Here is a 20,577-nt window from a genome sequence, read left to right as displayed (position 1 = left end):
ACCCCATTGTCCCGCATCCCGGGAGCGGTCCGCCGCCAGGTCCCGTGGAACACACCCGTGATCTCGGCCGACGGGTGAGTTTTCGGTTGATCGTGGATTAGGCTTGGATGCCGTGCCTGTCTACGCCGCCTACGGCAGCAACATGGACCCCAAGCTGATGGCCCAGCGGGCCCCGCACTCCCCCATGCGGGGGACGGGATGGCTCCAGGGCTGGCGCCTGACGTTCGGCGGGGACGACCTCGGCTGGGGAGGCGCGCTCGCCACCATCGTCGAGGACCCCGCCGAGGAGGTCTTCGTCGTCCTCTACGACGTCCCCGAGTGGGACGAGACCTCCCTGGACCAGTGGGAGGCCGCCACGCGCGGGCTCTACCACAAGGTGCGCCTGCGGGTGCAGACCCTGGACGGCGAGATCGTGGCCTGGTTCTACGTGCTCGACGGCTACGAGGGCGGCCTGCCCTCGGCGCTCTACCTCGGCACCCTGGCCGACGCCGCCGAGAGCGCCGGAGCCCCCGACGACTACGTCAAGGCCCTGCGCATCCGCCCCTGCACGTCCCTGGGCGGGCAGGGCCTCGACTGAGCCCGGGCCGGGGCCGGGACCCGGTCAAGAACCCGGATCGGGGCCTGTCCCTGGCGTGATCCGCAGGCCCCGGCGAGTAATCTCGGTGGGATGACCAATGACCCATATGCACTCGCCACGGACGCCGCGGTCGCGCTGAAGGGCGCGACCGGGATCGATTCCTTCGATGTCGCGCTGGTGATGGGATCGGGCTGGGTCCCGGCCGCCGACGCGCTCGGCGAGACCGTCGCCGAGATCCCGGTGACCGACCTGCCCGGTTTCACGCCCGCCGCCGTGGCCGGTCACGCGGGCCGGATCCGTGCCGTGCGGACCGGTTCCGGCAAGAACGCGCTGATCTTCCTCGGCCGCACCCACCTGTACGAGGGGCGGGGGGTCGAGCCGGTCGTGCACGGGGTACGGACCGCGATCAAGGCGGGAGTGGGCACGGTCGTGCTGACCAACGCCGCAGGCGGCCTGCGCCCGGAGACCCAGAAGGTCGGCGAGGCGATCCTGATCAGCGACCACATCAACCTGACCGGCGCCAACCCGCTCACCGGGGCCACCTTCATCGACCTCACCGAGGTCTACTCGCGGCGGTTGCGCGCCCTGGTCCGCGAGGTGGAGCCGGCCATGGCCGAGGGCGTCTACATCGCCTTCCGCGGCCCGACCTACGAGACCCCGGCCGAGATCCAGATGTGCCGGACCATCGGCGGCGACATGGTCGGCATGTCCACCGTGCTGGAGGCCGTCGCGGCCCGCGAGGGCGGGGCGGAGGTCCTCGGCATCTCCCTGGTCACCAACCCCGGGGCCGGTCTGGTCGGCGAGCCGCTGAACCACCAGGAGGTGCTGGAGGTCGGCCGCGCCACGGCCACCCGGATGGGCGCCCTCCTCGCCCAGGTCGTCAACAAGCTGTAGGCGGAGCGATCATGAGCAGCGATCTCGTACGGCTCGCGCGGGCCTGGCTGGACCAGGACCCGGACCCGGAGACCCGGGGCGAGCTGGAGGCACTCCTGTCCGGCGGCGACGAGGCGGCGCTGCGCGACCGGTTCCGGGCCAAGCTGGAGTTCGGCACGGCGGGGCTCCGCGGTGAGCTCGGCGCCGGTCCCAACCGGATGAACCGGGTCACCGTCATGCGCGCCGCCGCCGGCCTGGCCGCGGTCCTCGGCCCGGGGCGGCACGTCGTCATCGGCTACGACGCGCGGCACAACTCCGACGTCTTCGCCCGCGACACCGCCGCCGTGCTCACCGGCGCGGGGCTGCGCGCCTCGGTGCTGCCCGCGCCGCTGCCCACCCCCGTGCTCGCCTTCGCCGTCCGCCACCTGGGGGCGGACGCGGGCGTGACCGTCACCGCCAGCCACAACCCGCCCCGCGACAACGGTTACAAGGTCTACTGGGGCGACGGCTCCCAGATCGTGCCGCCGATCGACGTGGAGATCTCCACGGCCATCGACGCCGTCGGCCCGGTCTCGGAGCTGCCCCTCGGCTCGCCGGACGATCCCGCCTGGACCGAGCTGGGCGAGGAGATCACGGCGGCCTACCTGGAGGCGGTGACCGCCCTCCCGCTCGGTGACGCCCGCGACCTGCGGGTGGCCTACACCCCGCTGCACGGCGTCGGCGGCGCCACGCTCGCCGCCGCCTTCCGCGCCGCCGGATTCGACGCCCCCGAGGTGGTCGAGGCCCAGGCCGCCCCGGACCCGGATTTCCCGACCGTCGCCTTCCCCAATCCCGAGGAGCCCGGCGCGATGGACCTCGCGCTGGAGCTGGCCGGACGGATCGGCGCGGACCTGGTCCTGGCCAACGACCCGGACGCGGACCGCTGCGCGGTGGGCGTGCCGCTGCCCGGGGGCGGCCACCGGATGCTCACCGGTGACGAGGTCGGCGCCCTGCTGGGCGAGCACGTGATCCGGCACACCTCCGGCGAGCGCCTGGTGGCCACCACCATCGTCTCGTCGTCCCTGCTCGGCAGGATCGCCGCCGAGTACGGCGTGCGCTACGCCGAGACCCTCACCGGCTTCAAGTGGATCATGAAGGCGGGTTCCGGGCCGGACGGGCACGGTGGGGCCGGGGCCCGCCTGGTCTACGGCTACGAGGAGGCCCTGGGCTACAGCGTCGGCTCGGACGCGGGCCTGCCCGTCCACGACAAGGACGGCATCGGCGCGGCCCTCACCGTCGCCGGCATCGCCGCCGGGGCCAAGCGGGACGGCCGCACCCTGCTCGACCTCCTCGACGACCAGGCCCGCCGGTACGGCCTGCACGCCACCTCCCAGCTCTCGGTCCGGGTGAGCGACCTCTCCCTGATCGCCGGCGCCATGGCCCGCCTGCGCGCCGCCCCGCCGGCGGAGCTGGGCGGGCGGAAGGTCGAGTCGGCAGAGGACCTGAGCCTCGGCGCGGGGGGCCTGCCGCCCACCGACGGCCTGCGTTACCTGCTGTCCGGCGGCACCCGCGTCGTGGTCCGGCCCTCGGGCACCGAGCCCAAGCTCAAGTGCTATCTGGAGGTCGTGGTCCCGGTGACCGGTGACGTCGCCGACGCGCGGGCGCGTGCCGTACGGGACCTGGAGGCGTTGAAGCTGGATCTGGCGGCCGCGCTGGACCTCCAGGGCGTCTGAGGGACGGTTCCCGCGCCGGAGGGGCCCGGTCCGGACCGTCCCAAGCATGGGACAACCACGACCGATGGTTTCATCCGTGATGGTCTCGCGGCTGACAGTCTCATGGATGAGACTGTTGGAGGGCGATGGACCGTTTCTTGGAAAGGGCCCCTGAGCTGGAGAGACTCCAGCGGGCCCTGGCCCGGGTGGAGTCGGGCGGGCGGGGCGGCCGGCCGGGACGGGCCGTCCTGCTGCGGGGCCGCCGCCGCGTCGGCAAGTCCAGGCTGGTGGAGGAGTTCGTCCGGCGGTCGGACGTGCCGCACCTGTTCTACTCCGTCATCCCCGGGTCGCCGGACCGGCAACGCCGGGAGTTCCTGGAGGCGGCTGCCGCCTCCACGCTGCCCGGCGCCCCGTCTCTCGCCGGCCGGACGGCCGGGTCCTGGGAGGAGGCGCTGCGGCTCGTGGCGGAGGCCGTCCCCCGGGACTCCCCCGGCGTCATCGTCGTGGACGAGTTCCCCAGCCTGCTCGCGAGCGACCCCGGCGTCGAAGGCGTCCTGCAGCTGGTGTTCGCCCGGGAACTGTCCCGCCGCCCCGTCCTGCTCATCCTCGTCGGGTCGGACGCCGCGACGATGGAGGCGGTCAACCAGCCCGGCAGGCCTTTCTACATGCGGGCCGCCGAGATGGTGCTCCACCCGCTCACGCCCGCCGATCTGGCCTCGGTCCTGGAGCTGCCCGCGGCCGAGGCCGTCGACGCCCACCTGGTCTCCGGCGGCCTGCCGATGATCTGCGCGCGCTGGCCCCGGGGCCTCGCCGTCCGGGACCACCTCCGCCCGGCCCTGGCCGACCCGGCGTCCGCGCTGCTGGTGACCGGCGAACGCGCCCTCTCCGCGGAGCTGGCGCCGGACACGCAGGCCCGGACCGTCCTGGAGGCCGTCGCCTCGGGGGCGCGCACCCACTCCGCGATCGGCCGCGCCGTACCCGAGGTGCCCAGGGCCTCGCTCAACCGCGCGTTGCAGTCCCTGGTGGAGCGGCGCCTCCTCGTCGCCGAGCTGCCCCTGTCCGTCCGGCCCTCGCGCGAGACCCGCTACCGGCTCGCGGACACGCACCTGTGGTTCTGGCTCGCCTTCGCCGGTCCCCGGCTCCCGGAGATCGAGCGGGGCCGGGGCGACCTGGCCCTGACCCGCGTGCTCCGGTCGTGGGAGGCGTGGCGGAGCGCCGCCGTGGTGCCCCTGGTCCGGGAGTCCCTGCGGCGGATGGACGGACTGCCGCGCGGGACCGGGGCGGTCGGCGGCTACTGGACCCGCGCCGGCGGCCCGGAGATCGACGTCGTCGGGACGGACCGCGAGCCGGTCGGCGAGAGGATCACCATGACCGGCGCGGTCGCGTGGCGGGAGGACCGGCCGTTCGACCGGCGCGACCTGGACGCGCTCATCGTCCGCCGGTCCAAGCTGCCGGGCGCCGACGCCGGGGTCCCCCTGTTCGCCGTCTCCCGGAGCGGCTCGGCGACCGCGGAGGTGACCCTGGTCACCCCCGAGGACCTCGTGGCGGCCTGGCGCCCCCGTGACGCCTGACGCCTGACGTCGACGCCTGACGCGGAACGGCCGGGGAGCCGCGGCGGCGACTCGCGGGACGTCTCTCAGGAGACGACGACGGCCGCCACCACCAGGGCGATCGCGGCGCCCAGCACGGCCAGGGCGAGCGGCGCCCAGGTGACCCGCATGGCGCCCGGACCCGGCGCCACCCCGGGTCCGGAGCCGGGGCCGGAACCGGGCACGGCTCCGGCGTCCGCCGGGGTTCCCGATGCCCGGCCGGGACCTCTCGCCGCACGCTTGGCGGCCTCGGCCCGCTCGGTGATCTGCTCGGCCACCCAGTCGGTGTGCGTCCTGCCCGCCAGGGCCTCGGCCGCGGCCTGCTCCGCCGCGGTCCGGACGGGCTCGGTGGCGAGCCCGCGTGCGGAGGCGGGCCGCTGTGCGCGCCGTACGGCCGACGCCCGCTCCCTGGAGGTGGTCTGCGGCGTCCAGCACCGCACGGCACGGCCGCCGGACGAGATCGTGATCGCGTGCGAGACCGTGACGTCGTCCACCGCCGTCCAGGGGACGGAGACGTTCCTGAATGGGTTGCGGACCAGCACGCCCTCCTCGGTGAGGACGATCGCGGGGCGCAGGCAGGTGACGACGACCACCGCCGTCAGCACCCCCAGGACCGCCGCCGCGACCAGCGACGGCGGCCCGCTGTAACGGACGACCAGGTCGACCGCGTTGAACGCGGCGAACGCCACCCACACCCAGCCGAGGATCAGTGCGAACTTCGACCGGAAGACCTGTTTCACCGGATCACCCCATCCGCCGGCCGGCCCGCCCCGGCTCGCGCGGGCTCGCTCACCCCTGCCACTTCAGCTGCGCGAAGCCGGGCTTGATGACCCCGTTGATGAGCGCCAGCCGCTCGTCGAACGGGAGGAACGCCGACTTCATCGCGTTGATGGTGAACCACTGCATGTCGTCCCAGCCGTAGCCGAACGCCTCCGAGAGCTTGGCGAACTCCTCCGAGACCGTGGTCGCGCTCATCAGGCGGTTGTCGGTGTTGACCGTCACCCGGAAGTTCAGTCGGCGCAGCAGGCCGATCGGGTGCTCGGCGATGGACGGCGCCGCGCCGGTCTGCAGGTTCGACGTCGGGCACATCTCCAGGGGGATGCGCTTGTCCCGGACGTAGGCCGCCAGGCGGCCGAGCTTGGCCTCGCCGTTCGCGGACACCGCGATGTCGTCGATGATCCGGACGCCGTGGCCGAGCCGGTCGGCGCCGCACCACTGGATCGCCTGCCAGATCGACGGCAGGCCGAAGGCCTCGCCGGCGTGGATGGTGAAGTGGGCGTTCTCCCGCTGGAGGTACTCGAAGGCGTCGAGGTGGCGCGTGGGCGGATAACCCGCCTCGGCCCCGGCGATGTCGAACCCGGCGACGCCGACGTCGCGGTAGCGGACCGCGAGCTCGGCGATCTCCATGGACCTCGCCTGGTGGCGCATCGCCGTCAGCAGGGTGCCCACCCGGATGCCGCGGCCCTCCGACCCGATCCTGAACCCCTCCAGGACGGCCTCGATGACCTCTTCGAGGCTCAGGCCCGCGGAGGTGTGCTGCTCGGGTGCGTAACGCACCTCGGCGTAGACCACCCCGTCGGCCGCGAGGTCCTCGGCGCACTCGGCGGCGACCCGGATCAGCGACTCGCGCGTCTGCATGACGCCGACCGTGTGGTCGAAGGTCTCCAGGTAACGCTCCAGCGAGCCGGAGTCGGAGGCCTCCTGGAACCAGGTCCGCAGGGAGCCCGGGTCCGTCGTGGGCAGCTTGTCGTAGCCGGTCTCGCGAGCCAGGTCGACGATGGTCTCGGGCCGCAGACCACCGTCGAGGTGATCGTGGAGCAAGACCTTGGGAGCCCGGCGGATCTCCTCAAGAGTGGGTAGCTGACTCATTTCGTAATCCTACTGCTCCGGGCCTGATCAGCCGTCTCGTGTGAGATGTGGTGATTCCGCGAGCCGCCCGGCGGCCGGGCGTCCCGGGACGGGGACTATTCTTCGCGGTTGACCGTCTCCGGAGAGAAGGCCGGCAGGCAGACCGCGACGTACTCGGCGCCCTCGGGACCGCAGCTGTAACGGACCTTCTCCCCGGGCTCGCTCACGAACGCCTGCCCGGCGTGGACCTCGGTGCTTCCCTCCGCGTGCTCCACCACAACCGTGCCCGCCAGCACCAGGGTGTACTCGGCGAACTGCGGCGTCTGGGCGGGCTCGTCCCATCCGGCCGGGGCCTTCATGTGCGCGATCGAGATCTGCGCGTCACCGCTGTTGACCCGGCCGACGTACTCCTCGATGACCTTGCCGCCGGGGACCGGGATCCGTGTCGCGCTGTCGATTTTCCGTACCATCAGCCCATTCTGTCACCGGCCCCGGCGGCGGTCTCAGTTGGCCACGTCGATGACCAGCCGGTTCGGCTGCTTCTGCTCCAGCACGCGGAAGCCGGCCTTGCGGTCCAGCACGATGCCGACGCCCACCACGGCCTCGAAGTCGCCGGTCCTGACGACGTTGCGCACGTTGCCCAGGTCGGCCTGGAAGATCGGCCCGCCGGTCCAGGTGGGCTTGCCCGACTCGGTGTGCGCGTTGGCCGGGGTGATCGTCACCTGGAGGTAGGCGCCGCCGGTGACGTCGATGGGCTCTCCGGAGCCGTCCTGGACGAGCTCGGGGACCCACTCGACCCGGTATCCCGGGAGGCTCCCCTTGAAGTCGACCACCACGCGGTCGAACCCCCGGTGCCGGGCGAACCGCACGCCGGTGACGAGGGGCGGGGCGTCGGGGCTCCGCTCGACCTCGACCCCCTTGGTGCTCGTCGGCGGCTTCAGCCGGGTCGCCGCGGACGGATCGGACCCCGCCGGGGAGGCGGAGGCGGGCGGAGAGCCGGCCGGGGCCCGCGACGGGGAGTCGTCCCGCGGGGGCACCGTCCCGGTGACCGCCGCGGGCGGGGCGTCCGAGGGAACGGCCTGGCTCGTCCCGCTGCCGCACCCGGCCAGCAGGACGAGCGGGACGACCAGGGAGAGAGCGGCGCGGGAACGGTTCATCGTATGCCTCCTACCTGGTAGGACGCCTGACGACCCGGAATGGTTCAGCCCCGTCCGGCCGGATCGCGGAAGCCGCCGCCGTGGGGCCCCGGAATCCCACGGCGGCGGGGCTCGCGCCTCCGGCGGATCCCAGGTGTCCGCCGGAGACGCGAGGGCTCTCGGAGGGTGGTCTCAGACGGCCTCCAGGACCTTCTCCTCCTCTACCGCGGCGGCCCGCCGGGACCCGCGCAGCCCGGTGAGGGCGATGACGAGGCCGAGCACGCCCAGGACGGCGGAGACCGTGATCGCGGAGCGGAAGCCGTCGAGCGGGTCGGCGCTCGTGCTGGAGGTCAGCACCGCCGTCACGATCGCCAGCACGACCGCGCCGCCGACCTGGCCGGAGGTGTTGAGCAGGCCGGAGGCCAGGCCCTGCTCGTCGTCCACGACACCGTTGGTGGCCTGGATGTTGAGCGAGGGGAAGGACAGCGCGAAGGCGACGCCCAGCAGGACCATGCCGGGGATGACCAGCGTGGCCAGGCTGGGATGGGCGTCGATCTGCAGGAAGAACACGTATCCCCCGGCCAGGGCCGCCGAACCGATCGCGATCAGCCGTCCGGTGCCGAAGCGGTCGGCCAGGCCGCCCATCTTGGTGGAGGTCACCGCCACCAGCAGACCGGCGGGCAGGAAGGCCAGTGCGGTCTCCAAGGCGGACCAGTGCAGGAAGTTCTGGAAGTACTGCATGGCGACGAACTGGAATCCGACGTAGGAGCCGAACAGGATCACCAGGCCGAGGTTGGCGCGGACGATCGGGCCCGAGCGCAGGATGCCGAGCCGTACCAGCGGGTGCTTCACCTTCCGCTCGGCCAGCACGAACAGGGCCAGCAGCACGGCGGCGCCGATCAGCGAGCCGACGGTGCGGGCCGAGCCCCAGCCCGCCTCGGGGGCCTCCACCACGGCGAAGACCAGCAGCAGCATCGAGGCGGTGATGGTCACGGCGCCGATGAGGTCGTAGCCGCCCGGGGCCCGCTCCTCCCGGTTCTTGGGCAGGAACTTCAGGGCCGCGACCAGGGCGATGATCGCCACGGGCGCGGGCATGAGGAACGTCCAGCGCCAGCCGAGGCTGGTGAGCAGGCCGGACAGGACCAGGCCCAGGGAGAAGCCGCTGGCGCCGGAGGCGGTGAAGATGCTGAGGGCCCGATTGCGGGCCGGGCCCTCGGCGAAGGTGGTGGTGATGATCGACAGGGCGGCGGGGGCGGTGAAGGCGGCGCTGATGCCCTTGACGAACCGGGCCGCGATCAGCAGGGTGCCGTCGCTGACCAGACCGCCCAGGAGGGAGGCCACGGCGAAGACCGCCAGCGCGACCAGGAAGACCCTGCGCCGCCCGAGCAGGTCGGCGGTCCGGCCCCCGAGCAGGAGCAGACCGCCGTATCCGAGCACGTAGCCGCTGACCACCCACTGGAGGGCGGAGGTGGACAGACCGAGGTCCGCCTGGATGGACGGCAGGGCGACGCCCACCATCGAGACGTCCAGCGCGTCAAGGAAGACCACTGCGCACAGCACCGTGAGCGCCGCCCAGAGACGGCCGTTCCAGCGCTCGTCGTGCATGCGCTCATCGTGTGTCGAGGAGATCATGTCGTCAGACAATACATGCACACGCATCTAATGCAAAGGCATTTAATTCGAATGCATCTAATGTTCACGCATGGTACGATCCGCCGCATGAGCGAGGAGTCCGCCGTCCAGGCCTGGCGCGAGGTGCTGGCCAGGCACGCCTCGATCTCCTGCGCCCTGGAGCGGGAGCTCTCCGACAAGCACGATCTCGGCGTGAGCGAGTTCGAGGTCCTGGAGCGCATGGTGGAGCGCGACCAGGAGAAGTACCGCGCCCAGGAGATCGCCGACGCCGTGCATCTCAGCCAGAGCGCGTGCTCCCGGGTGATCGCCCGCCTGGAGAAGGCCGGTCTGGTGCGCCGCGGGATGTGCGAGGCCGACCGGCGGGGCATCTACGTGGTCATCACCGAGGAGGGCCGGGCCCGCCACGCGGAGGCGCGGCCCACCCACCGCGCGGTGGTCCTGCGCGCCTTCTCTCCCGACGCTCCCCCGCTTCCGCCCTGCCCCCTCCCCGGCGAGGCGCCGGTCCCGGAGACGGCCGACGCCCTCTGAACGCGCGCGTTCCCGGCCGCCCGCCGTACGGCGGGCGGCCGGGAACGCGGATCAGGCGGTGATGCGGTCGATCACCAGGGGGAGCATGTCCTGGTCGCCGGAGTCCCCGACCGCGTAGGCGCCCTCCAGCGCGGCCAGCGCCCGCTCGAAGCGGGAGGTCTCGTCGGCGTGCAGGGTCATCAGCGGCTGGCCCTCGCGGACCAGGTCGCCCGGCTTGGCGTGCAGCATGATGCCGGCGCCGAAGGACACCGGGTCCTCCTTGCGCTCCCGGCCGGCCCCCAGCCGCCAGGCGGCCAGGCCCACGCCGTACGCGTCGAGCCTGGTCAGCACGCCCGACGAGGGCGCGGTGATCTCCATGGTCTCGGCGGCCCGGGGCAGCAGGGCGTCCGGGTCACCGCCCTGAGCGGTGATCATCCGGCGCCAGGCGTCCATCGCCGAGCCGTCCTTCAGCGCCTCCTCCGGATCCTTGCCCCCGGTCACGCCCGCCGCCTGGAGCATCTCGCGCGCCAGCCGCACGGTCAGCTCGACCACGTCCGCGGGCCCGCCGCCGGCGAGCACCTCCACGGACTCGGTCACCTCCAGCGCGTTGCCCACCGCGCAGCCCAGCGGGCGGTCCATCGCGGTGAGCAGGGCGACGGTGGTCACCCCGGCGTCGGTGCCCAGCTCGACCATGGTCGTGGCCAGCTCGCGGGCCCGGTCCACGGTCTTCATGAACGCCCCGGAACCGACCTTCACGTCCAGGACCAGCGCGCCGGTGCCCTCCGCGATCTTCTTGGACATGATCGAGGAGGCGATCAGCGGGATCGACTCGACCGTGCCGGTCACGTCCCGCAGCGCGTAGAGCTTCTTGTCGGCCGGGGCGAGACCGTCGCCCGCCGCGCAGATGACCGCGCCGGCCCTGCCCAGCACGTCGAGCATCTCGTCGTTGGAGAGCGAGGCCCGCCAGCCCGGGATGGACTCCAGCTTGTCCAGCGTGCCGCCGGTGTGGCCCAGGCCGCGCCCCGACAGCTGCGGGACGTAGCCGCCGCACGCGGCGACCAGCGGGGCCAGCGGCAGGGTGATCTTGTCGCCGACGCCGCCGGTGGAGTGCTTGTCGGTGGTACGGCCCGGCAGCGCGGACCAGTCCATCCGCGACCCGGAGCGGATCATCGCCTGGGTCCACTCGGCGATCTCCCGCCGGGTCATCCCGTTGAGCAGGATCGCCATCGCGAGCGCGGACATCTGCTCGTCGGCGACCACACCCCCGGTGTAGGCGTCGATCACCCAGTCGATCTGCTCCCGGGACAGCTCGCGGCCGTCCCGCTTGGTGACGATGACGTCGATGGCATCCATGATCAGGTCCCCCGGCTCAGATCATCGGGACCGAAGGCGTACGGCAGGATCTCCGCCATCGGCTTCGGCCCGTCCACGGTCTCCACGAGCAGGTCGTTCCCGCCGAACTCGAACAGCAGCTGGCGGCAGCGCCCGCACGGCATGAGCAGCTCCTCGTGCCCGTCCACGCAGGTGAACGCGACCAGGCGGCCGCCCCCGCCCGCCTGGAGCGCGGAGACCAGCCCGCACTCGGCGCACAGGCCGACCCCGTAGGAGGCGTTCTCCACGTTGCAGCCGGACACGATCCGCCCGTCGTCCACCAGCGCGGCGGCGCCCACCGGGAACTTGGAGTACGGCGCGTAGGCGTTGCCCATCGCCCGTACGGCCTCGGCACGCAGCGCGTCCCAGTCGATGTCGGTGGCGTCCGTCATTTCGCCTGGCCCTTCCGGTACGGCAGGCCGTCGGCGGCCGGCATCCGCAGACGCTGGGCGGCCAGCGACAGCACCAGCAACGTGGTGATGTGCGGGGTGACCGAGGTGAACTGCGCCGGGATGCTGTCGGTCAGGGCGAAGAGCACGAACACGATGACCGCCGCGGAGCCGGTGATGATCGCCGCCTGGGTGCGCTGCTGCCGTACGAGCTGGTAGACCGCCACGGCGGCGATCAGGATCGCCACGAGCAGCAGGAGCGCGTGCACGGACTCGCCGCCCCGGCGCAGCTGGAGCGCGTCGGTGTAACCGAACAGCCCCGCGCCGGCCGCCAGGCCGCCCGGCCGCCAGTTACCGAAGATCATGGCCGCGAGACCGATGAAGCCGCGCCCGCCGGTCTGGCCCTCCCGGTAGGCGCTGGAGGCCACCAGCGACAGGAACGCCCCGCCCAGACCCGCGAGCGCGCCGGAGACGACGACCGCCACGTACTTGTAGGTGTAGACGTTGACGCCGAGCGACTCGGCCGCGACCGGCCGTTCGCCGCAGGAGCGCAGCCGCAGGCCGAAGGCCGTCCGCCAGAGCACGTAGAACGTCAGCGGGACCAGCAGGATCGCCAGGATGGTGAAGAGCGAGACATTGGTCAGCAGACCCCGGAGGATCCCGGCCAGGTCGGACACCAGGAACCAGTGCCTGGCCTCCAGATCGGCCAGCGGCCCGCCGATGCCCGGCACGCTCACGACCCCGGGCTTGGGCACGGGCGGCGACTGGGTGTCGCCGCCGCCCGGCATCTCGGCGAAGGTCACCTTGGACAGGAAGACGGTGATGCCCCCGCCCAGGATGTTGATCGCGACGCCGGAGATGATGTGGTCGACGCCGAAGCTCACGGTGGCCACCGCGTGCAGCAGGCCGCCGATCAGGCCGCCGACCGCACCGGCGAGCACGCCCGCCCACGGGTTGGCGAACTGGATCGCGCCCCAGGCGCCGGCCCAGGTGCCCAGGATCATCATGCCTTCCAGGCCGATGTTGACCACGCCGGCCCGCTCCGACCACAGGCCGCCCAGGCCCGCCAGGCCGATCGGCACCGCCAGCGCGACGGCCGCGTTGATCGCGCCCGCCGAGGTGAGGTCCTCGGCGCCGGTGAAGAACCGGGTGACCGAGAGCAGCAGGACCAGCGCGCCCAGGCCGATCAGCAGGAGCCGCCAGGTGAGCTTGAACTTCCCGGCGGTCGCGACCGGCTCCACCGGAACCTGGCCCGTCTTCAGGCCGCTTGCGCTCATACCGACGCTCCTTCAGCTCGCGGCGGGGTCCCGCTCGCCAGTTCCCTGCTCACCCGGCGCTGCTCCGCCGTGATCTGGTAACGGTGGACCAGCTCGTAGGCGATGATCACCGAGAGCACGATCGTGCCCTGCATGATCTGGACGATCTCGGGGGCGATCTCGTGGATCTGGAGGATCTCCGACGAGGTGCCCAGGAAGGCCCAGAGCAGGGCGCCGAAGGCGATGCCCACCGGGTGGTTGCGGCCCAGCAGCGCGATGGCGATGCCGGTGAAGCCCAGCCCGGTGGGAAAGTCCAGGCTGTAGGTGTAGGACGCGCCGAGCAGCTGCGGCATGCCGATCAGGCCCGCCGCCGCGCCGGACATGATCATCGCGATCAGGACCATCTTCTTGACGTTCACGCCGCTGGCGACCGCGGCCGACTCCGAGCGGCCGGTGGCCCGCAGGTCGAAGCCGAAACGCGTCCGGTTGAGCAGCACGTGGTAGCCGACGCCCACGACGACCGCGAGGATGATCAGGCCGAACACCTTGTACTCGGTGCCCGGGATGATCGCCATACCGGGCACCTGCCCGGACTCGGGGATCGGCTTGGTGCCGATGTTGTTGCCGACCTGGACCGCCAGGCGCTCCCGGTTGAGCAGCCACGAGCCGAGGCTGGTGGCGATGGCGTTCAGCATGATCGTCGAGATGACCTCGCTGACCCCGCGCTTGACCTTGAGCAGCGCCGCGATCGAGGCCCAGCCCGCGCCGACCAGCATCGCCACGAAGATGATCAGGGCGACGTGCAGCGGGCCGGGCAGGACGACCGCCCCGCCCACCGCGGCGGCGATCAGCGCCGCCAGGCGGTACTGGCCGTCGACGCCGATGTTGAACAGGTTCATCCGGAACCCGATCGCCACCGCGATCGCGGCCAGGTAGAAGGTCGTCGCGGAGTTCAGCATCAGCCCGATCGAGCGCGGCTGCGTGCCGTAGTCGATCATGACGCCCAGCGTCTCCAGCGGCGGGTCACCGCTGACCAGCAGGACGATCGAAGTGACCGCCCCGGCGAAGACGACGGCCAGGACCGGCGCGGCGAGCGAGAGCAGGCCGCTCAGCCGTACCCGTCCGAGCAGGCGGTCGGTGAAGGTCGACTCTGCGGAATTCATGCGATGGCTCCGGGGGCTCCGGGGGCTCCGGGTACGGCGTGCGCCGCGGGGATGTTCATGCGGCCTCTCCAGCGCCGGTCATCGCCGAGCCGAGCTGCTCGGGGGTGACGTTCTGCGGGTCCACGTCGGCGACGATGCGTCCGCGGAGGATCACCTTCAGGGTGTCGGACAGGCCGATGAGCTCGTCCAGGTCGGCCGAGATCAGCAGGACGGCCAGGCCGGCGGCGCGGGCCGCGCGCAGGTGGTCCCAGATCGCAGCCTGGGCGCCGACGTCCACGCCGCGGGTGGGGTGCGAGGCGATGAGGAACACCGGGTCCCCGCTCATCTCCCGGCCGACGATCAACTTCTGCTGGTTGCCGCCGGACAGGGCGGCGGCGTCCACCTCGATGCCGGGGGTGCGCACGTCGTACTGCTCGACGATGCGCTGGGTGTCCCGGCGGGCTCCGGCGCGGTCGATCCACGGGCCCTTGACGTTGGGCCTGCGGGTCTGGTGGCCGAGGATGCGGTTCTCCCAGAGCGGGGCCTCCAGCAGCAGTCCGTGCCGGTGCCGGTCCTCGGGGATGTAACCGATCCCGGCCTCGCGGCGGCGCAAGGTGGACCAGGTGGAGATGTCCTCCTGACCCAGCCGGATCTCCCCGTCGGCGGGGCGCATGCCCATGATGGCCTCGACGAGCTCGGCCTGGCCGTTGCCCTCGACGCCGGCGATGCCGAGCACCTCGCCCTTGCGGATGTCGAAGCTGACGCCGTCCACGACGCAGCGCTCGCCCGGCGAGTGCACCGACAGGTTCCGCACCGACAGCGCCACCACGTCGGTGACGGTGGACTCGCGCGTCTCCGGGCTGGGCAGCTCGCTGCCGACCATGAGCTCGGCCAGCTGGCGGGCGGTGACGTCCCTGGGATTCACGCTCGCCACGGTGGTGCCGCGCCGGATGACGGTGATGGCGTCGGCGACCGAGAGGACCTCGTCCAGCTTGTGCGAGATGAAGATGATCGTCAGGCCCTCGCGGACCAGCTCGCGCAGGTTGCCGAAGAGCTCGTCGACCTCCTGCGGGACGAGGACCGCGGTCGGCTCGTCGAGGATGAGGATGCGTGCGCCCCGGTAGAGGACCTTGAGGATCTCCACCCGCTGCCGTGCGCCGACGCCCAGGTCCTCGACCAGGACGTCGGGGTCGACGCCCAGGCTGTAGGTGTCGGAGATCTCTTTGATCTTCTTGCGCGCGGAGCCGAAGTCGAGGGCGATGCCGCCCTTGCGGGGCTCGCTGCCGAGGACCACGTTCTCCAGGACGGTGAGGTTGTCGGCCAGCATGAAGTGCTGGTGGACCATGCCGATGCCGGCGGCGATGGCGTCCGAGGGAGAGCGGAAGTGCACGCCGTTCCCGTTGATGCGGATCTCGCCCTCGTCGGGACGCTGCATGCCGTACAGGATCTTCATGAGGGTGGACTTGCCCGCGCCGTTCTCACCGACGATGGCGTGCACGTGCCCCTGCCGGACGGACATGGCGATGTCGCGGTTGGCCACGACGCCGGGGAACCGTTTGGTGATCCCCGTGAGCTCGACGGCCGGTGTCGAGGTGCTGATGACGGCCCCCTCCATGCGGATGGCCACGGTTACGTGAGTGAATGAGAGCGAAGGGCCCGGAGGACGCGCCGCCGGGCCCTTCACCGAATATCAGGTCAGGAGGTCTTGTCCGGCACGGTGATCTCGCCGGAGACGATCTTCTGCTTGTACTCGTCGAGCTTGGTCTTGATGTCGTCGACCTGGCCGCCGGTGGTGGAGTAGTCGACACCGCCCGCCTTGAGGTCGTAGACCTTCGGCCCGGAGGCCACGCTGCCGTCGGAGACGCTCTTGAGGAAGTCGAAGACCGCCACGTCGACCTTCTTGATCATCGAGGTCATGATGACGTCCCGCACGCCCTCGGCGGCAGTCTTGGCCTGGTCGGAGTCGACGCCGATGGCCTTGCCGTTCGCGGCCTTGGCGGCCTCGAACACACCGCCGCCGGAACCGCCCGCGGCGTGGTAGACCACGTCGGCGCCCGCGTCGAACATGCCCTCGGCCGCGGTCTTGCCCTTGGCCGGGTCGTTGAAGCCGCTGAACTCCGGCGGCTCCGACAGATAGGTGCTCTCGATCTTGATGTCGGGCTTGACGGCCTTGGCGCCGGCCTCGAAACCCGCCTCGAACTTGTCGATCAGCGGCACGCGCACGCCGCCGACGAAACCGACGTGGTTCTTCTCCGACTTCAGCGCCGCGGCGGCGCCGACCAGGAAGGAACCCTCGTGCTCGGCGAAGAGCAGGTTGGTGATGTTGGCGGCCTTGGCCTCGGCGTCGTCCACGATCGCGAACTTGACGTCGGGGAACTCGGCGGCGACCTTCGCCAGCGGCTTGGAGTAGGCGAAGCCCACGGCGATGATCGGGTTGAAGCCGCCCTGGGCGAGCAGGCGGAGCCGCTCCTCCTTGGCCGCCTCGGTCTCACCGCTCCCGGCCTCCAGCTCCTTGGCCTCGGCCAGTCCCAGCTCGGTCTTGGCCTTGTCGAGACCGGCGGCGGCGGCGTCGTTGAACGACTGGTCACCGCGGCCACCGATGTCGTAGGCCAGGCCGACCTTCGTCGTGCCGCCGCCCGGGGCGGCGCTGGTCGCGCCGGTGCCCGGAGACGCCGTCGTGGTCGGCTCCTCGCTGCCCCCGCACGCGGCGGCGCCCATGAGCATGGTGCCGGCCAGTGCGGACGCGGCCAGCCTGCCGAATCGGTTGTGAAGCAAGATGGACTCCCTTCGCGTTGTCAGTGCACGCGCGAAGAGACGCACGGCAACTCTGCACGGAAGATAGTTGTTCGGTGAGTACTGACCAAACCGGCGCACAGCTCCGCAATAGGTCCGTTACTCAGCTCACGCCACCTTGTGACACACGGAGGCGGCCGACGCTACCAGCGGGTAGGATCGACCGCCCCCGAGAACGGCCCGGGAGGGCGCCGACTCACGCCGGCCACCAGTCCACGCCTGTCCTACAGACGGCGACTACCTCATTACGCGATGCACTTTTTAGTCACTACGTGACCGTTCCGGCGTAAGGGGAAATCCAGTCGCCGGTGCTAGTTGTCCAAATTCGCCATCACGGCGGGCTCGCCCGTCACGGTCCGCTGCCCCTCCCACAGGGCCGTCAGCGCGGTCGCCACCATGAACCGCACGCCCATGCCGATGCAGGCCTCGTCGACGTCGAAGGTGCCCTGGTGGATGTCGCCCGCGTGCGCCTCGCCCGGGGTGCGCGTGCCGAGCCGGGCGAACGCCCCGGGGACGGACTCGAGATACCAGCCGAAGTCCTCGCCGCCCAGGCTCTGCTGGGTGGGCACCGAGGAGCCCTCACCGAGCACGCCCTCCGCCGCCTCGATCAGCATCTGCACGCTGACCTCTTCGTTGACCACCGGCGGCACCCCGCGGGCGTAGTCCATCTGCGCCTCGACGCCGTACGCCCCGGCGACCGACTCCAGCAGCGCCTTGATCATGTCGGGGGCCGCGTGCCACGCCTCCTCGTCCAGGCAGCGCACGGTGCCCTCGGCGACGCCGTCGTCGGGGATCGCGTTGGCCGCGGAGCCCGCCTCGACCCGTCCCCAGACCAGGCTGAGCGACGAGCGCGGGTCCACCCGGCGGGAGAGCGCGGCGGGCAGCTCGGTGAGGATCTTCGCCAGCGCGAAGACCAGGTCCGCGGTGAGGTGCGGCCGGGCGGTGTGCCCGCCGGGGCCGCTGACCCGCACGGTGACCCGGTCGCAGGCGGAGGTGATCGGGCCGGTCTTGAGCCCGACCTTGCCGACGTCCACCCGGGGGTCGCAGTGCAGGCCGAAGATGCGGTCCACGCCGCTGAGGCCGCCGGCCGCCATGACCTCCAGCGCCCCGCCGGGGACCTCCTCGGCGGGCTGGAAGATCAGCCGGACCCGGCCGGGGAGCAGCCCGGCCTCCGCCTGGCGGGCGAGGAACATGGACGCGCCGAGCAGGATCGTGGTGTGCACGTCGTGGCCGCAGGCGTGGCACACGCCGGGCACCGTCGAGCTGTAGGGCACGTCCTTCTCGTCGGGCACGGGGAGTGCGTCGATGTCGGCGCGTAGCGCCACGGTCGGCCCGTCCCCGCTGCCGACCTCGCAGATCACGCCGGTGCCGCGCGGCAGCACCGCCGGAACGAGCCCGATCGCCCCCAGACGCTCGGCGATGCGCTGCGTCGTGCGGTATTCGGCGAACCCGAGCTCGGGGTTCATGTGCAGGTCACGGCGGAAACTGATCAGCTCCCGCTCGAACCCGGCGAGGAACGCGTCGAGCTCCCCTCGGAGATTACGCCCCCGCATCGGTCACCGTCCCATCCGCGCCGGTAGTTGGAAATATTCGACGCATGTGCCACTGCCCAGAATCGCCTGATCCATGAGCCAGGCCCATGAGACAGCCTCAGCCCAGAAAAGCGATCACCGCACCGGGGCCGGAGTGGGTGTCACGGGCCGTGCCTGTGCGGATGACGACGCGCCGGCACGGAACCGGCGGGCCGAGGTGCGACCGCCGACGCGTCGACGTATGCCATTGACTTTATCTCTCTTCCAGTGGCGCTGACCGACATCTCAGCCAAATGTTTTGTCGCCCCATGCCCCTCTTCTGCCTCTTCTGACCCATGGGGACCACCGGCGATGGCCTGGAGTGACTAAGAGGTGCTAGCCATACCGAGGCCGTACCCGGTCTCCCCCAACCGGCCACTGACCGCTCCGCGGCGGTTGAAACCTCGCTGAACTGGCAATTTACGTGACTTCAGGTGCTACTCATCGCACCCGACGGAGTGATGCACGCCGAAAGAATGCGTGGTTCACTCCGCATATGATCACTACTATCCCATTTGGGGAGAAGCACTCCAGGTTGAGCATCTTCGAACCGAACGAGGGAACCCTGGTGGTCATCCCTTCCCTCTCGCTCCCCCAGGACGAACTGCGGCGGATAACCGGCGCACGCTGCTACGAGGAGCGGTTGCTCTTCCTCCTGCTCACCCTGAAGCGGCCCGGAGTGAAGGTCGTCTACCTCACCTCCACCCCGGTGGACCCGGCGATTGTGGATTACTACCTTGACTTCCTCGACGACCCCGCGGAGGCGCGCACCCGCCTAAAAATGATCACTTTGGGTGATCGGAGCCTCCGCCCGCTCACCGAGAAGATCCTCCACGGTCCCGGTACGCTCACCCGCATCCGGCAGGCCCTGGACGGCACGGCGGACGCCTGGCTGGTCCCCTTCGTGGTCAGCCAGGCCGAGGAACGGCTCTCCGTGATGCTCGGGCTGCCGATCTACGGTCCCGCCACCGCCCTGGCCCACCTCGGCTCCAAGAGCGGCGGCCGGATGGTCGCCGAGGAGGCCAAGGTCCCGCTGGCCCGCGGCTTCGCCGACCTGCGGTCGCTGACCGAGGTGGAGCACGCGGCCCGCGCCCTGGCCCCGCTGAGCCACGGCGGCAGGATGATGGTGAAGCTCAACAACAGCTACTCCGGCCTGGGCAACGCCATCGTGATCAAGGACGACCGGCCGCTCACCGCCTGCCACACCAGCTTCTCCGCCGCCGACGAGGACTGGACGACCTTCGCCGAGAAGATCGCCGAACGGGGGGCTGTGATCGAGGAGTTCATCGACCAGCGGCCCCTGTACTCCCCCAGCGCCCTGGCGAGGATCACCCCCGGCGGCCTCTACGACGTGGTGGCCACGCACGAACAGGTCCTCGGCGGGCCGAACGGCGACGTCTACCAGGGCTGCGTCTTCCCCGCCCGGCCGGAGTACCGGGCCGAGGTGGGCGAGTGCGCCGAGCGGATCGCCGGCGTCCTGGCGGGCCGGGGCGCGGTGGGGCTGTTCGGGATGGACTTCTTCGCCCTCAAGACCGACGGCGGCTACCGGGCCCTGCTGTGCGAGATCAACCTGCGCATCGGCGGCACCACCCACCCGTTCGGCGCCGCGCTGCTGACCACCGGCGCCGTCTACGATCCCGGCACCGGGACGCTCAGATGCGGCGACCAGTCGAAGTACTACGTCGCGACGGACAACTGCGCCGCGGGCTGCCTGCGGGGCCGTACGCCGGGGGAGATCGTCGCGCGGATCCGCGCCGAAGGGCTCGGCTTCGACCGCGAGACCCGCACCGGGAACGTGCTGCACCTGCTCGGCGCGCTCCCGGAGTACGGCAAGCTCGGCTTCACCAGCATCGGGAACTCCGCGGAGGAGGCGGCCGAGCTACACCGGCGAACGCTCCGATTCCTCTGCCCCGCCCTGTAGGCCGTGCGGACTCCCAGAGGCCCGCGGGGCTTGCGGAGGCCGTGCGGCCTGCGGAGACCGTGCGGGCCGCGGAGGCCACGAAGCCTGTGAGCCCCGCAGCCCGCGCAGGCCGATCACCGCGAGCACGATCGCGAGGCCGATGTTGACCGCGATCAGGATGCCGTGGACGACGTAGAAAGATCGCGGATGACCGTCCGCGAGATTGAACCCAAGGTTGACCCACTCAAAGATCATGAAGCCGGCAAGGGCCAGTAGAAATCCGGCGATCTTTCGTGACATTT

The 20,577-nt window shown here is 71.5% G+C and carries 19 protein-coding genes; 6 read left to right on the top strand and 13 right to left on the bottom strand.

The window, feature by feature from the left end; all coding sequences use genetic code 11:
• The first annotated feature begins 112 nt into the window (after positions 1 to 112).
• The 4 genes from IEZ08_RS22785 (at position 113) to IEZ08_RS22770 (ending at position 4,712) form a co-directional block, all read left to right on the top strand.
• Entirely contained in the window at positions 113 to 577 is a 465-nt protein-coding gene (locus IEZ08_RS22785; protein ID WP_068928377.1) for a gamma-glutamylcyclotransferase family protein, read from the top strand.
• A gap of 90 nt (positions 578 to 667) precedes the next feature.
• Positions 668 to 1,471: a purine-nucleoside phosphorylase gene (locus tag IEZ08_RS22780; RefSeq protein ID WP_068921334.1), complete on the top strand. Its 804-nt coding sequence runs from the start codon at positions 668 to 670 to the stop codon at positions 1,469 to 1,471.
• Positions 1,472 to 1,482: 11 nt separating this feature from the next.
• Positions 1,483 to 3,162, top strand: a complete 1,680-nt coding sequence (locus IEZ08_RS22775; RefSeq protein WP_068921333.1) for a phospho-sugar mutase — start codon at positions 1,483 to 1,485, stop codon at positions 3,160 to 3,162.
• A 137-nt stretch (positions 3,163 to 3,299) separates the two neighbouring features.
• A complete protein-coding gene (locus IEZ08_RS22770; RefSeq protein ID WP_229803416.1) occupies positions 3,300 to 4,712 on the top strand; it encodes an ATP-binding protein in 1,413 nt (470 codons plus the stop codon).
• A 65-nt stretch (positions 4,713 to 4,777) separates the two neighbouring features.
• Here IEZ08_RS22770 and IEZ08_RS22765 read toward each other — a convergent pair whose 3' ends face one another.
• The 5 genes from IEZ08_RS22765 to IEZ08_RS22745 all read right to left on the bottom strand — a co-directional run bounded on the left by IEZ08_RS22765 (position 4,778) and on the right by IEZ08_RS22745 (position 9,346).
• Entirely contained in the window at positions 4,778 to 5,470 is a 693-nt protein-coding gene (locus IEZ08_RS22765) for a PH domain-containing protein (protein ID WP_068921332.1), read from the bottom strand.
• Between the two features lie 49 nt (positions 5,471 to 5,519).
• Positions 5,520 to 6,599: an adenosine deaminase gene (locus tag IEZ08_RS22760; RefSeq protein ID WP_068921331.1), complete on the bottom strand. Its 1,080-nt coding sequence runs from the start codon at positions 6,597 to 6,599 to the stop codon at positions 5,520 to 5,522.
• Between the two features lie 95 nt (positions 6,600 to 6,694).
• Positions 6,695 to 7,048 carry a cupin domain-containing protein gene (locus tag IEZ08_RS22755; protein ID WP_189242848.1) on the bottom strand — a complete coding sequence of 118 codons (354 nt, stop codon included), beginning with the start codon at positions 7,046 to 7,048 and terminating at the stop codon, positions 6,695 to 6,697.
• A 33-nt stretch (positions 7,049 to 7,081) separates the two neighbouring features.
• Positions 7,082 to 7,735 carry an AMIN-like domain-containing (lipo)protein gene (locus IEZ08_RS22750; RefSeq protein ID WP_189242847.1) on the bottom strand — a complete coding sequence of 218 codons (654 nt, stop codon included), beginning with the start codon at positions 7,733 to 7,735 and terminating at the stop codon, positions 7,082 to 7,084.
• A 171-nt stretch (positions 7,736 to 7,906) separates the two neighbouring features.
• The gene (locus IEZ08_RS22745; RefSeq protein ID WP_229803414.1) at positions 7,907 to 9,346 is read right to left on the bottom strand and encodes an MFS transporter; all 1,440 of its coding nucleotides are present in this window, start codon (positions 9,344 to 9,346) and stop codon (positions 7,907 to 7,909) included.
• 87 nt (positions 9,347 to 9,433) lie between these two features.
• On the opposite strand from IEZ08_RS22745, the gene IEZ08_RS22740 reads away from it, so the two are divergent.
• Positions 9,434 to 9,874 (top strand): MarR family winged helix-turn-helix transcriptional regulator, encoded by a 441-nt coding sequence (locus tag IEZ08_RS22740; protein WP_229803412.1) that lies wholly within the window; start codon positions 9,434 to 9,436, stop codon positions 9,872 to 9,874.
• 51 nt (positions 9,875 to 9,925) lie between these two features.
• On the opposite strand, the gene IEZ08_RS22735 is transcribed toward IEZ08_RS22740, so the two are convergent.
• The 7 genes from IEZ08_RS22735 to IEZ08_RS22705 all read right to left on the bottom strand — a co-directional run bounded on the left by IEZ08_RS22735 (position 9,926) and on the right by IEZ08_RS22705 (position 18,357).
• A complete protein-coding gene (locus tag IEZ08_RS22735; protein ID WP_068921326.1) occupies positions 9,926 to 11,206 on the bottom strand; it encodes a thymidine phosphorylase in 1,281 nt (426 codons plus the stop codon).
• Between the two features lie 2 nt (positions 11,207 to 11,208).
• Complete coding sequence (locus IEZ08_RS22730) at positions 11,209 to 11,616, bottom strand: cytidine deaminase (RefSeq protein ID WP_068921325.1); 408 nt, start codon at positions 11,614 to 11,616, stop codon at positions 11,209 to 11,211.
• Entirely contained in the window at positions 11,613 to 12,890 is a 1,278-nt protein-coding gene (locus IEZ08_RS22725; protein ID WP_068921324.1) for an ABC transporter permease, read from the bottom strand. The genes IEZ08_RS22730 and IEZ08_RS22725 overlap by 4 nt, the downstream gene beginning before the upstream one ends.
• Complete coding sequence (locus IEZ08_RS22720; protein ID WP_068921323.1) at positions 12,887 to 14,032, bottom strand: ABC transporter permease; 1,146 nt, start codon at positions 14,030 to 14,032, stop codon at positions 12,887 to 12,889. Before IEZ08_RS22720 ends, IEZ08_RS22725 begins: the two co-directional genes overlap by 4 nt.
• Before the next feature lie 55 nt (positions 14,033 to 14,087).
• On the bottom strand, positions 14,088 to 15,626 hold the full coding sequence (locus tag IEZ08_RS22715; RefSeq protein WP_068928375.1) for an ABC transporter ATP-binding protein: 1,539 nt from the start codon (positions 15,624 to 15,626) through the stop codon (positions 14,088 to 14,090).
• Positions 15,627 to 15,706: 80 nt separating this feature from the next.
• On the bottom strand, positions 15,707 to 16,786 hold the full coding sequence (locus IEZ08_RS22710; RefSeq protein ID WP_203863450.1) for a BMP family lipoprotein: 1,080 nt from the start codon (positions 16,784 to 16,786) through the stop codon (positions 15,707 to 15,709).
• 329 nt (positions 16,787 to 17,115) lie between these two features.
• Positions 17,116 to 18,357 carry a M20 family metallopeptidase gene (locus IEZ08_RS22705; RefSeq protein ID WP_189242845.1) on the bottom strand — a complete coding sequence of 414 codons (1,242 nt, stop codon included), beginning with the start codon at positions 18,355 to 18,357 and terminating at the stop codon, positions 17,116 to 17,118.
• Positions 18,358 to 18,910: 553 nt separating this feature from the next.
• Between IEZ08_RS22705 and IEZ08_RS22700 the strand changes: the two genes are divergently transcribed.
• Positions 18,911 to 20,296 carry a peptide ligase PGM1-related protein gene (locus tag IEZ08_RS22700; RefSeq protein ID WP_229803410.1) on the top strand — a complete coding sequence of 462 codons (1,386 nt, stop codon included), beginning with the start codon at positions 18,911 to 18,913 and terminating at the stop codon, positions 20,294 to 20,296.
• Here the strand turns inward: IEZ08_RS22700 and IEZ08_RS39735 are convergent.
• A complete protein-coding gene (locus tag IEZ08_RS39735) occupies positions 20,255 to 20,575 on the bottom strand; it encodes an SCO4848 family membrane protein (protein ID WP_229803408.1) in 321 nt (106 codons plus the stop codon). The genes IEZ08_RS22700 and IEZ08_RS39735 overlap by 42 nt on opposite strands.
• Positions 20,576 to 20,577: the final 2 nt, after the last annotated feature.

Source organism: Planobispora rosea, assembly GCF_014648175.1.
GTDB classification, from domain to species: Bacteria; Actinomycetota; Actinomycetes; order Streptosporangiales; family Streptosporangiaceae; genus Planobispora; species Planobispora rosea.
This window is presented reverse-complemented; position numbering and strand designations above follow the sequence as displayed.

Coding starts and splice junctions, on each gene's coding strand:
- IEZ08_RS22780 (WP_068921334.1), top strand. CDS start 668: ATGACCAATGACCCATATGCACTCGCCACGGACGCCGCGGTCGCGCTG.
- IEZ08_RS22775 (WP_068921333.1), top strand. CDS start 1,483: ATGAGCAGCGATCTCGTACGGCTCGCGCGGGCCTGGCTGGACCAGGAC.
- IEZ08_RS22760 (WP_068921331.1), bottom strand. CDS start 6,599: ATGAGTCAGCTACCCACTCTTGAGGAGATCCGCCGGGCTCCCAAGGTC.
- IEZ08_RS22755 (WP_189242848.1), bottom strand. CDS start 7,048: ATGGTACGGAAAATCGACAGCGCGACACGGATCCCGGTCCCCGGCGGC.
- IEZ08_RS22750 (WP_189242847.1), bottom strand. CDS start 7,735: ATGAACCGTTCCCGCGCCGCTCTCTCCCTGGTCGTCCCGCTCGTCCTG.
- IEZ08_RS22745 (WP_229803414.1), bottom strand. CDS start 9,346: ATGATCTCCTCGACACACGATGAGCGCATGCACGACGAGCGCTGGAAC.
- IEZ08_RS22740 (WP_229803412.1), top strand. CDS start 9,434: ATGAGCGAGGAGTCCGCCGTCCAGGCCTGGCGCGAGGTGCTGGCCAGG.
- IEZ08_RS22735 (WP_068921326.1), bottom strand. CDS start 11,206: ATGGATGCCATCGACGTCATCGTCACCAAGCGGGACGGCCGCGAGCTG.
- IEZ08_RS22730 (WP_068921325.1), bottom strand. CDS start 11,616: ATGACGGACGCCACCGACATCGACTGGGACGCGCTGCGTGCCGAGGCC.
- IEZ08_RS22725 (WP_068921324.1), bottom strand. CDS start 12,890: ATGAGCGCAAGCGGCCTGAAGACGGGCCAGGTTCCGGTGGAGCCGGTC.
- IEZ08_RS22720 (WP_068921323.1), bottom strand. CDS start 14,032: ATGAATTCCGCAGAGTCGACCTTCACCGACCGCCTGCTCGGACGGGTA.
- IEZ08_RS22715 (WP_068928375.1), bottom strand. CDS start 15,626: ATGGAGGGGGCCGTCATCAGCACCTCGACACCGGCCGTCGAGCTCACG.
- IEZ08_RS22705 (WP_189242845.1), bottom strand. CDS start 18,357: ATGCGGGGGCGTAATCTCCGAGGGGAGCTCGACGCGTTCCTCGCCGGG.
- IEZ08_RS39735 (WP_229803408.1), bottom strand. CDS start 20,575: ATGTCACGAAAGATCGCCGGATTTCTACTGGCCCTTGCCGGCTTCATG.